Here is an 11,811-nt window from a genome sequence, read left to right as displayed (position 1 = left end):
CACGATTCGTTCGATGATGCATGCCATCCGCCTGAACCGGCTCCCGCGCGCAGCGTGCGCGGCGACTGCAATTGCCTTTGCGCTCGCGCCCGCGCTTCCGCCTGCGTTGGCCAGCGCGCAGGCGCCGGCGCGCCCCGCCAGCCGCGCCCCGCTCCCGCTGGAGGAGGCGCGCCACCTGCGCTTCACGGCGAGCAAGGGGAGCTGGATGTCGGTCGACGTGAGCCCGGACGGCTCGCGGCTCGTCGTCGACCTGTTGGGCGATCTCTACACCATTCCCATGGCCGGCGGTGCGGCAACGCGCCTGACGAGCGGGATGGCGCACGACGCGCAGCCGCGCTGGAGCCCGGACGGGAAGCGCATTGCCTTCATCAGCGACCGCAGCGGAGGGAACAATCTCTGGGTGATTGCGGCCGACGGGCGCGACACGTTGCAACTGTCGAGGACGACCGACGACCTGTTCGTCTCTCCCGAGTGGACGCCGGACGGGAAGTACGTCGCCGTGACGCGCTCGGTGCAGGGGGCGCCCAAGATCTTCCTCTACCATGTGGACGGTGGCGCGGGAATCCAGGTGATCCGCGAGCCGGCCGCGCAGTCGGCGTTAGGTGCCGCTTTCTCCCCCGATGGGCGCACGCTGTGGTACGCCACGCGACAGGGCGTCTTTTCCTACAACCAGATCTTCCCCTCGTTCCAGCTGGCGGCGTACGACCGCGAGCTGGGGACGGTGACGACGATGACGTCGCGCTACGGCGCCGCCTTCCGCCCGGCGGTCTCGCCCGACGGGAAGCTGCTCGCGTACGGCTCGCGCTACGAGAACAAGACCGGGTTGCGCCTGCGCGACCTCGCGTCGGGTGAGGAGCGCTGGCTCGCCTATCCCATCCAGCGCGACAACCAGGAGGCGATGCTGGAGACCGACGCGCTCCCGGGCTACGACTTCACCCCGGACAGCAAGGCGGTGGTCATCTCCTACGGCGGCGAGATCTGGCGCGTTCCCGTGGACGGAAGCGCGGCGACGAAGATCCCCTTCACCATCGATGTCGACGTCGCGATCGGCCCCGAGGTGAAGTTCCAGTATCCGATCGAGGACACGCCGACCATCGTCGCCACGCAGATTCGCGACGGCGTTCCTTCCCCGGACGGCAAGCGCTACGCCTTCTCGGCGTTAGGCGATCTGTATGTCATGGACCTGCCCGGCGGCGAGCCGCGCAAGGTCGTTGCCTCGCCTGAGGGGGAGTTCCATCCCGCGTGGTCTCCCGATGGGCTCTGGATCGCGTATGTCACCTGGACCAACGACGGGGGGCACATCTACAAGGTGCGCGCCGACGGGCGCGGCCAGCCGGTGCGCCTCACGCGTGACGCGGCCACATACTATGCCACGCAATGGGCTCCGGACGGCGCGCGCATCCTCGCCATGCAGGCCGACGCGCGCGAACTGCGCGAGACGCTGCAGCGCTTTGGCGGCGGACAGGCGGCGCGGTTCGTCTGGGTCAGCGCCGACGGCGGTGCCATCACGCGCATTCGCGACGCCGGCGCGCTGGCCGACCCGCACTTCACCAGCGACGCCACGCGCATCTACGCGTATGGAAGGAACGAGGGGCTCGTCTCGTTCCGCTGGGATGGCAGCGACCTGCGCTCGCACGTGAAGGTGACGGGAGCGGCGGCACCAGGGGGCGGCCCAGCGCCTAACGCCAACACGGTGCGCATGGCACCCAGGGGCGACCTGGCGCTGGCCGAGGTGGGCTCTGACTTCTACGTCGTGACCGTGCCGGTGATCGGCGGGCAGGTGCCGACCATCTCCGTCGCGACACCGGAGAGCGCGCCGACCCCGGTGCGCCGCCTCTCGGACATCGGCGGCGAGTTCCCCGCATGGCAGGCAAGCGGGCGCGTGGTGCACTGGTCGATCGGGAACGCGCTCGTCACCTACGACCTCGATCGCGCCAAGGCGTTCGACGACTCGGTGCGCCAGGCGCGGCGCGCGGCGGCCGCGCCGGCAACTCCCGGCGACACGTCGCGCCGCCCGGCGCCGCGCGACACGACCACGGCGACCTACAAGCCGACAGAGATTCGCGTCAACGTCGCCGGCCAGCGCGACATCCCGCGCGGCACCGTGGTGCTGCGCGGGGCCAAGGCGATCACCATGAAGGGGAACGAGGTGATCGAGGACGCCGACGTCATCGTGCGCGACAACCGCATCGTGGCCGTAGCGAAGCGCGGCAGCGTCGAGGTGCCACAGGGGGCGCGCATCATCGACGTGACGGGAAAGACGATCATCCCGGGCTTTGTCGACACGCACGCGCACTTCCGCCATTCGCCCGACATCCACACGGTGCAGCCGTGGGCGTTGCTGGCCAACCTCGCCTATGGGGTGACGACCACGCGCGACCCGCAAACCGGGAGTACCGACGTCCTGAGCTACGCCGATCGCGTGACGACGGGGGACCTGGTGGGACCGCGCATCTACTCCACGGGTCCCGGCGTCTTTGCCGGTGAGCGCCTGCGCTCGCTCGAGCAGACGCGCAACGTCCTCAAGCGCTACAGCGACTACTACCACACCAACACGATCAAGATGTACGGGGCCGGCAATCGCCAGGTGCGGCAGTGGATCATGATGGCGGCCAAGGAGCTGCGCCTCATGCCGACCACCGAGGCAGGGCTCGCCTTCCGCACCAACGTCACGATGGCGCTGGACGGCTACAGCGGCGTGGAACACAACCTTCCCATCACCCCGCTCTTCGACGACGTGATCAAGCTCTTCGCGGCGTCGGGGACGGTGTCCACGCCGACGCTCCTCGTGACGTACGGCGGGCCGTGGGTGGAGAACTACTACTACACGAAGGAGAATCCCAACAAGGATCCCAAGCTGCGCCGCTTCACCCCGGACGACGACCTCGACTCCAAGACTCGGCGCCGCGGGCAGGGGGCCGGTGGCTCGCCCGGCCCTGCGGGCTGGTTCCTCGACGAGGAGTACAACTTCACCGAGCACGCGAAGGTGATCCGCGACCTGATTGCAGCCGGCGGCAAGGCCGGGATCGGCTCGCACGGCCAACTGCAAGGGCTGGGCTACCACTGGGAGCTGTGGACCGTGGCCTCGGGCGGCCTCTCGAACCACGAGGCGTTGCGCGTGGCGACGATCATGGGCGCCGAGGCGCTGGGGCTGGACCGCGATTTGGGGTCGCTGGAACCGGGGAAGCTCGCCGACCTCCTCGTCCTCGACGGCGATCCGCTGGCCAGCATCCGCAACAGCAACACCATTCGTCAAGTGATGCGGAACGGGCGGCTGTACAACGGCGACACGCTGGACGAGGTGTGGCCGCGGCAGCGTGCGTTGCCGCCGCAGCCGTGGCGGCAGCCGGCGCCTGCGGTGAATGCGGGGCTTCGTTAGGTACCGTGCATCCCTCCAAGGTCAACCGACGCTCGCTCCGCACCTTCACCGACCTCCCCAATGTCGGCAAGTCGTTCGCGGAGGACCTGCGCCTGCTCGGCTTCACCTCGCCGGCAGAACTCAGGGGGAAGGATCCGGTACAGCTCTACGACCGGCTGTGCGAACTCACGCACAGCCGGCAGGACCCGTGCGTGCTCGATACGCTGATGAGCATCACCCGCTTCATGGATGGCGCACCGCCGCGCGCGTGGTGGGACTACACGGCCGAGCGCAAGCGGCTCCTGGCGGCACGCGACGCCTAACGCGTCGGGGTAAGCACGGTTCGCACCCCGGCCAGCGACCCGCTCCAGAGCGAGGGCTGCTCCGGGTCGGCAAAGACGGTGTCGAAGTCGGCGGGGGCAAAGGCGCGTTCGAGTCGCGCGGCGTAGGTGTCGCGCAGGACGCGCCGGTAGTGCGCGACGTCGTAGTCGCGAGGGTCGGTGGGCGCGACTTCATCCGCATCGTACTCGCGCACCACGCCGCCGTAGCCAGTCGCGGTGCGGTACACGCGCACGCGCTCGCCCGTGCTCCATGTGGTGCGCCCGCTGGCAAGCAGCGCCTCGTAGGTGAGTTCGCGCCGCTTGTCGCGCACGGCGAGGTACTGCGCTGGCGACTTGGTGAGACGCACGCGCGACGACACCTCCAGCGTTGAGTAGGCGCGCTCGCGTAGCTTGCGCACCGTCTCCACATACTCGGCGCGCACGCCCGCAATGTCGCCGCGCAGCAACGCCCCGATGGCGCGCGCCAGGAAGTCGTTGGCGAACGGCTCGGCGCGACTAGAACGGAAGGCAACGCCACGTAGCAGAAGACGCCCGTCGTAGGTGAGGAGGGCGTAGTTCTTCGGCTCGTGCGACAGCATGGCGGCGTAGCGCCCCTCGAACTCGAGCTGCACCAGCGGCGGGAGCAACGCCGCCACTTCGGCAACGACGCGTCGCTCATCGGCTTCGCTCCACGCCGGCGGGACGGCGAAGTACACACCGTCGGTGTCGGCCTCCAGGAGCGTGACGCCGCGTGCGGCGAGTTCGCGGCAGAGGAGGTCGAGCAGTTCACGCCCGCGCCGCGTGACCTCGTTGGCGGCGCGCACGTCGGCAAAGCGCGTGAGGCCGCCGCCAGCCGCAAGGTAGCCGTAGGCGGAGTTCACCACGATCTTCATCGCCGCCGAGATGGCCTCCTGTCCGAAGCGCTCGGCCGAGCCGGCGGGGTGGCGTCGTGCCTCGGCCTTGGCGGCGAGTCGTTGCGTGACCAATCCGTCGACGAGGGCGAGCAGCGCCTGCAGGTGATCGCGCCGCGGGCCAATGCGATAGGCGCGCATGAGCGACGGATAGAGCGAGGCCACGTCGGCCTTCACCACGCGGTGCGCCACGCCGGCGGCGAACAGGTGCAACGCCGCCCCCTTGTGCTCGATGGCGGGGGCCGGCGCGTGCGCGGGGAGCGCGACGCCGGCGCGGAGATAGGCGCGCACGAGCAGCGGATCGATCACGCCGGTCGCGGCGCCGGCGTCGGCCAGGCGTTCGTAGCGGCGCGGCGCCATGCGCGCGAGGGCGAAGGCGGCGCCGCCTAACACACGCGACAAGCCGGCCACCTCCTCCACGTCGGAGGTGGCGTAGCGACGCACGCGCGCCGGATCGCGCTGGTACACAGTGAAGATGCGATCGCCGCGGATCTCCACGCGGTCGTCGCGCGCGAGGCCAAAGTGGCGCGCCACCGCCTTGAGGCCGTGCCCCGGGAGGTCGCGCGCCGAGAAGTCGTGACGACGCACGGCATCGAGCGTGTCGATCAGTTCGCGCCCGGGAACGATGTAGCGCACTCGGCGCGCGCTGTCGTCGCCGGCCAGAACGCCGCGCATCGCGGCGCGCTCGCGCAGACCTGCGCCGCCGATGCGCCCCAGCGCGAGCGGGACGCCGAGTCGGCGCGCCCGCTCGCGCAGGAAGGGGAGGTCGAAGCCGTGCAGGTTGTGGTTCTCGATGACGTCGGGATCGGCGCGCACGATGGTCTGCGCGAGCGCACCGATGAGCGCTGACTCGCCCGCGTCGTCGACGGAAGGCGCTTCGAGTAGTTCGACGGTTCCGTTGGGAAGTCGCACGGCGACGAGGAAGATGCGGTCGCGCGTGGCGTCGAGCCCCGTGGTCTCGAGGTCGAACTGGAGTCGCTGCAGCTGATCGAAGGCGAGGTCGCGGAAGTACGTGCGCCCCGTGGCGACGAGATACTGTTCCTCCGGCGGGAGGACGAGCACCTCGTGGTCGCCCAGCGCGCGGATGTGGCGCGGGCGCTCCCCGAGCCGCCGCGCCGCCCCCTGCAACACGGCCTTAGTGATGGTGGGCAGGTCTCGCGCGCGCACGAGGAAGCGCAGCTCCCCCGATCCCTCCAGCTCTCGCCAGGTGACGCACGACGGGTCGCGCGCGGCGCCCTCGCCGGCGGGGACGAGTGAGCGCCCCAGGTGTCGCAGGTCATCGAGGCGGGCCAGGAGGATCCACGGCCGAAAGCGCACGTGCTCGCGCAGCAGCGCCCCATTCGCCGGAAAGCGCCTCCAGAGGGCGACGCGTCCGCTGGTGTCACCCCAGACGGAGACGATGCCCGGCGTGGGGTCCCATCCCCACAGCCATTCGTCCTGCGCAGATGGTGACACGATGCGCGGCGGGGCTCGGCGCAGCTCGGCGCGCGTCAGCGCGCCGCGGGGTTGGCGGCGCGAGCGGTCGCGCGCGGGCGGCGGCGCGCCGGCTTCCACCCCAGCATGAGCCCCAGCCGTGTCACGAGTAGCCAGACGCCGGTAAAGGCGGCGATCGTCCCACCGAGCATCGGGATGAGCGTCACGATGTCCCAGAGCGGGCGCTGGTTGTTGAGTGCGGGGATGTCGAAGGTATGCAGCGCATCGCGCCACCAGCGCCACTGCCGCGACGACGCATTCACCACTCCGAGCGGGAGCCCGGTGCGCGGGTCGAGATAGAGCGCGCTGTGCGCCGCATCCGCCAGCTGCACGCGCACCACGGGGAGCGCCACGCCGCGCCCGTGCCCGGCATAGTAGTAGTCGTCGGACGCCGCCATCGGCGTGACGCCGGTGATGGCCACAGGCGCTCCCGCGGCGCGCTGCGCCATGGCCCGCAGCGCCGAGTCGGGGAGTGCCCCGCGTACCGCGCCCGTGGTGGCGTCGACAAAGGCCGACGTGTCCGTCAGGTGCACGACGAAGCCGGGTGCGCCACCTGCCCAGTGCAGGTCCACGGCGCGCACGGGGCCGCGGGAGCCGGTGATGAGCTGCGCGGCGGCAATGGCGGCGCGCTCTGAGATGGCGACCTGTCGCGCGCTCCCGGTGCGTTGCGCGCGATCCATCATCGCACGCGGTGGCGCGAGCCCGGGACCCAGCATCTCCAGCACACCGGTGAAAGTCCAGGCCAGGATGAGGAAGCCGAACACGACGCCCGAGATGTGATGCCACTGGCTCATGCCGCGATAGCCGCTCGCCTGCCATTTGCCGCGCCGCCGGTGCGGGAAGAGCTGCCAGAGCCCCAGCACGATTCCCGAGAGTGCGATGAGACAGGCGATGGCGGGGAGGAGGTAGTTGCTCCACGTCCACGCGGTGTGATGGTCGTGCAGCCACTGGAAGTAGAGCCAGTGCGGGACGGCGCCGGTCCACGTGGTGATGCGTGCCTGCGTGGTGATGATCCCGAACAGGCGTCCGCTGCGGCGCGACACATAGGCCGACGTCGCCTCGCCGTCGCCGAAGTCGACGCGCCAGGCGGGGAAGTCGCGCTCGTACTCGGTTGCCATCATGAAGTGATCGCCGCGCGCGAGCGCCGCGCTTCCGGTGGCCAACCCTAACGACGGGAGCTGCTCCTCTGCCGCGAGTCGCGCCTCGGCGTCGGTGACGGGGAAGTGGACCGCGCCGGTGCGCCCGTCGACGAGGAGCGCCGGTTCATGGTGCCCACCGCGCTGGCGCCACAGCTCGTACATGGGGCGCCCGTTCCACTGTTGCAGCCGCCCGCCCGCCAGATCGCCCGGGGGAATGGCCAGCTCGGGATGCGACGCGAGGTAGTCGTGCCCAGCCTCCCACGCCGCGCCGAAGCCCGCCAGCGAGTCGCTCCCCAACGCCAGTGGCGGTCGCATCGCCAGCTGCTCGTCGTGCGTAGGGGATGGCCACGGGTAGTACATCAGCGCGATCCCGCTCGCGAACCATGCAAAGACCAGGAGTCCGAGGACGATCCCGATCCAGCGGTGCGTGAGGTAGGTAAGGCGCTTGAAAGTCATACGACTGGGCGAAGCGTGCCTAACGCACGGCGGCGGCAATCGCCGAGCCCAGCTCGACGGTCGTGGCGTTCCCGCCGAGGTCGGGCGTGCGCGGCGCCTTCGCATCGGCGAGGACGCGTTCGATGGCGGCCACGAGTTCGGCCGACGCCTCGGCGTGCCCCAGGTGCTCCAGCATCAGCGCCCCAGACCAGATCATCCCGATCGGGTTGGCGATCCCGCGCCCGGCGATGTCGGGGGCGGAGCCGTGCACCGGTTCGAACAACGACGGAAAGCGGCGTTCCGGGTTGATGTTGGCGCTGGGCGCGATCCCGATCGTCCCGGTGCAGGCGGGGCCGAGGTCGGAGAGGATGTCGCCGAACAGGTTGCTGGCCACCACCACGTCGAACCAGTCGGGGTGCAAGACGAAGTGCGCGGTGAGGATATCGATGTGGAACTTGTCCACGCGCACGCCGGGATACTCCTCGGCGATGGCCGCGATGCGTTCGTCCCAGTACGGCATCGTGATCGAGATGCCGTTGCTCTTGGTCGCCGAGGTGAGGCGACGACGCGGGCGGCGCGCGGCGAGCTCGAAGGCGAAGCGTGCCACGCGATCGATGCCAACGCGCGTCATCACCGTCTCCTGCATCACCATCTCGCGATCGGTCCCGGCAAAGAGTCGCCCGCCGACGTTGGAGTATTCTCCCTCGGTGTTCTCGCGCACCACATAGAAATCGATGTCGCCAGGTGCACGTCCGGCCAGTGGCGAGGGGACGCCCGGCATCAGGCGACAGGGGCGCAGGTTCACGTACTGGTCGAAGTCGCGCCGGATGCTGAGGAGCGATCCCCACAGCGAGACGTGATCGGGGACCGTGGCCGGCCACCCTACCGCGCCGAAGTAGATCGCGTCGAGCGGTTCGAGCTGCGCGTGCCAGTCATCCGGCATCATCGCGCCGTGCCTGGCGTACCAGGCGCAACTCGCCCACGGCTTGTGCTCCCACGAGATGGCAATGCCGTGGCGGCGCGCCACCGCGTCCACCACGCGGATTCCCTCGGGGAGGACTTCCGTCCCGATGCCGTCGCCGGGAATCGCGGCAATGCGATAGGCGTGGCTCACGAGAGGTTGCGGCTGGCGAGCATCAGTACGACCAGCGCGCGCCGTCCTCACCGGGCGGTGCGTACTTCTTCACGTGCGCCCCCATCTGCCGCACCAGCTCGGCCCACGGGAAGGCGTGCCATGAGTGTCCCTTGGCCGGGCGGCCGTAGGTGAACGGGACTTCCTTTCCCGGCGTGGCGCTCTTGAGGAAGGTCTCGAAGCGATAGACGGCGAGGTTGAGGTAGAAGTCGTCCATGTCCCCAGCAAAGAAATGCAGCTTGTGCGCCACCTTGGGGCCTAACGTGGCCCAGTTGCGCTCCGCGAAGTCGCGCAGGTCGTAGCCGTTGTCGCGGTAGTAGGTTGCCACGTCGCGGTTGATCGTCCCCGTGAGCTTGTTCCAGAGGGGGCGTGGGTAGCCGTCGGCATCCGAGGGGCCGTAGATCGCCTCCCATCCCTCAAGCTGGTAGTTGGCCCGGCCGCGCGTGCCCAGCACCTCCTCGAAGAGCGAGAGCTGGCGCAGGCTCCATTGCACCTGCCCTTCGGGCGAGCGCCGGAAGGGGCGTTCGGTGGTGGTGAACATCGTGTTGGGGACGACGAACGCGTTGGTGTCGGCGTAGATGTCGACCATCTGGTAGCGGCGGAAGTCGATCGGGTCGGGTTGCAGCACCCAGGCGCCGCCAAAGAAGTCCGGGTACTTGAGCTGCAACGCGAGCGTCTGCCATCCCCCCGTGGAGGCGCCTTCGGCAAGCCGCGCGTAGGGTTTGCCGATCATGCGGAACTGGCGCTCCAGCTCGGGAATGACCTCCTCCACCATGGCATCGCCATAGGGGCCGTTGTTGGCCGAGTTGACGGAATAGCCGTCGAGGAAGAAGGGGGTGGCCTGCTCGAACGAGACGGCGATCACGCGCGGGAAGGCGTCGCCGTTCCACGCCTTGTAGAAGTCGAAACCGCTCTCGACACCCGTGACCGGATTGATCTGTCCCACGCCGCGCACGCGCGTGGAGTCGGGGTTGAAGCTGAAGGGGACGCTGTGGCCAAAGGTGAAGACGGTGGGATAGCGCGCCTCCGGATGCTCGGCGTAGCCCTTGGGGAGGAGGACGGTGGCGTGGAAGTACACGGGATAACCCCAAAACGCCGAGAGCTTGCGGCTCTGGATGCGGACGCGCTTGACCCATGGTGTGTCGCCCGGGCGCGGTTGCGCGGTGATCACCTTGTCGAGGGTGAGCGAGACCGTCCCGCCGTTGCCCACGTGCACGCGTTGCACGGCGCTGTACAGGTTGCCGGGGGCAATCTGCATCACCTGCTGCGTTCCATCGTTGATGTGCAGCCAGGGGCGCTTGCCGTCGGCGCGTGTCACGCGCGTGTACACGTCGACGACGGCCTGGGCGAAGTAGTCGCCCGGTGGGAGCGAGGCGAGGGGGAACGGGTAGCCCAGCGCGCGCGTGTCGACGATGGCGCGTTGTCCCGCCGGGAGCTGCTCGAGGTCGATGGCGAAGAGCGCCGGCCCCTGCGGGGCGATGAGCATGCGCGGCTCGGGCGATTCGGCCTTGGCCAGGACGACGACGAGTCGCCCCGTGAGCGGCTCGGCGCGCGTGGCCGAGGCCACCGAGACCTCGAAGCGCGGCGGTTGCGCGGTGACGGCCGGCGTGGCGAGGGCGAACGACACCACGGCGGCCAGCGCGAGGTGGGAGGGCCGGGTGCAAGTGCGGGACATGGGAGCCTAACGGGTAGCGAGGAGCTGCAACGCGCGCACCAGGCGGTCGGCGTCGGCAGGCGTGTTGTAGAGGGCGGGGGTGACGCGCACGCAGTCGCCCCTGGCGATCCCGGTGCGCGCGAACGTGAAGATCCCGAACTCGTCGAGGAGCGTGCGCGCGAGCGCGAGGTTGGAGTCGCGGTCGCCACGCCCCCGGATGCGGAACGCGGTGAGCGCACCGACCATGCGCGGGTCGTCGGGGGTGAGCACGTCGACACCTGCAATGGCTCGCGCCGGTACCGCCCAGCGGTCGCGCAGGAAGCGCAGGCGCGCCGACTTGTGCTCGATCCCGATCGACGCCTGGAAGTCGAGGGCGGCGGGAATCGTCATCACGGTGGCAAAGTGCGTCGTCCCGGTGTGGATGCGCGACGCGATGCTGGTGAGCGGGGCACTCTCGTCGGCATGCGCGCGGTCGATGCGCTCGAGCTTGTCGGCGCGGATGTACAGGGCGCCGGCGCCGACCGGCGCCCCGATCCACTTGTGCAGGTTGATCCCCACGAAGTCGGCGCCGAGGTCGGCGAGCGAAAGCGGGACCTGCCCGAACGAATGCGCCGCATCCACGACCACGTCCACGCCGCGCGCATGGGCGAGCGCCGCGATTTCCTTCACGGGGATGATGAGCCCCGTCTTGTTGTTGCAGTGCGTGAGGAGGAGGAGTCGCGTGCGCGGGTTGGCGTCGAGCGCCGCCTCATACGCTGCAATCACGTTGTCGAAGGTGGCCGGCTCCGGGATGTCGAACCTGGCCACCGTCGCGCCGGTGCGCTGCGCGAGGGCGTTCATTGCCCACTGCATCGCGTTGTAGTCGAGATCCGCGTACAGGACGCGATCGCCCGCCCTGACGCCGTTGTACTGCCCGATGAGTGCCTGCAACGCCTCGGTGGCCCCGCGCGTGAGCGCGACCTCGCCAGGAGCAACACCTAACGCCGATGCCACGCGGTCGCGCGCCGCCGCGAACAGCCGCGGATACTCTCGGCGCGCGAAGTACGAACTGGCGCGGTTCACCTGGTCGATGGCCTGGTGATACGACGCCAACACCGGCGCCGCCATCATCCCGAAGTAGCCGGCCTCGAGGTTCACCGGGGCGTCGAGGATGCGATAGCGGGCCGCGACCTTGCGCCAATACGCCTCATCACGTGCCGTCTGGCCGGGATCGCCCTCCGGCGGGGCCAGCGGGGCGTCGAGCAGCGCGCGCGCCTCATCGGCGTCCATTGGCGGGGCTGCGGCGAGCGAGTTGGCCGCGGTGACGGAAGCGACCGAGGCGGCCGTGAGGACGGCGGCGTGATGCACGAAATCGCGACGAGTCTTCATGGGGAGAACATGGGGCGGCGA

Annotated in this window: 6 protein-coding genes; 2 read left to right on the top strand and 4 right to left on the bottom strand. The window is 69.8% G+C overall.

Translation table 11 applies throughout. The features are described from left to right. Window positions 1–13: 13 nt before the first annotated feature. Both IT359_07040 and IT359_07035 read left to right on the top strand, forming a co-directional pair. The gene (locus IT359_07040) at window positions 14–3,379 is read left to right on the top strand and encodes a PD40 domain-containing protein (protein MCC6928729.1); all 3,366 of its coding nucleotides are present in this window, start codon (window positions 14–16) and stop codon (window positions 3,377–3,379) included. Window positions 3,380–3,384: 5 nt separating this feature from the next. Next, a complete protein-coding gene (locus IT359_07035; protein ID MCC6928728.1) occupies window positions 3,385–3,681 on the top strand; it encodes a helix-hairpin-helix domain-containing protein in 297 nt (98 codons plus the stop codon). Here the strand turns inward: IT359_07035 and IT359_07030 are convergent. From IT359_07030 to IT359_07015, 4 genes are all read right to left on the bottom strand, one after another. Then, window positions 3,678–6,881: a ribonuclease H-like domain-containing protein gene (locus IT359_07030; protein MCC6928727.1), complete on the bottom strand. Its 3,204-nt coding sequence runs from the start codon at window positions 6,879–6,881 to the stop codon at window positions 3,678–3,680. The genes IT359_07035 and IT359_07030 overlap by 4 nt on opposite strands. A gap of 795 nt (window positions 6,882–7,676) precedes the next feature. Beyond that, window positions 7,677–8,750, bottom strand: a complete 1,074-nt coding sequence (locus IT359_07025; protein ID MCC6928726.1) for a tartrate dehydrogenase — start codon at window positions 8,748–8,750, stop codon at window positions 7,677–7,679. A gap of 22 nt (window positions 8,751–8,772) precedes the next feature. Beyond that, the gene (locus IT359_07020; protein MCC6928725.1) at window positions 8,773–10,443 is read right to left on the bottom strand and encodes a hypothetical protein; all 1,671 of its coding nucleotides are present in this window, start codon (window positions 10,441–10,443) and stop codon (window positions 8,773–8,775) included. 6 nt (window positions 10,444–10,449) lie between these two features. Next, a complete protein-coding gene (locus tag IT359_07015) occupies window positions 10,450–11,790 on the bottom strand; it encodes an aminotransferase class V-fold PLP-dependent enzyme (GenBank protein MCC6928724.1) in 1,341 nt (446 codons plus the stop codon). Window positions 11,791–11,811: the final 21 nt, after the last annotated feature.

Source organism: Gemmatimonadaceae bacterium (assembly GCA_020852815.1).
GTDB lineage: Bacteria > Gemmatimonadota > Gemmatimonadetes > Gemmatimonadales > Gemmatimonadaceae > SCN-70-22.
The sequence above is the reverse complement of the archived record's forward strand: the minus strand, read 5'-3'. Positions and strand labels throughout refer to the sequence as shown.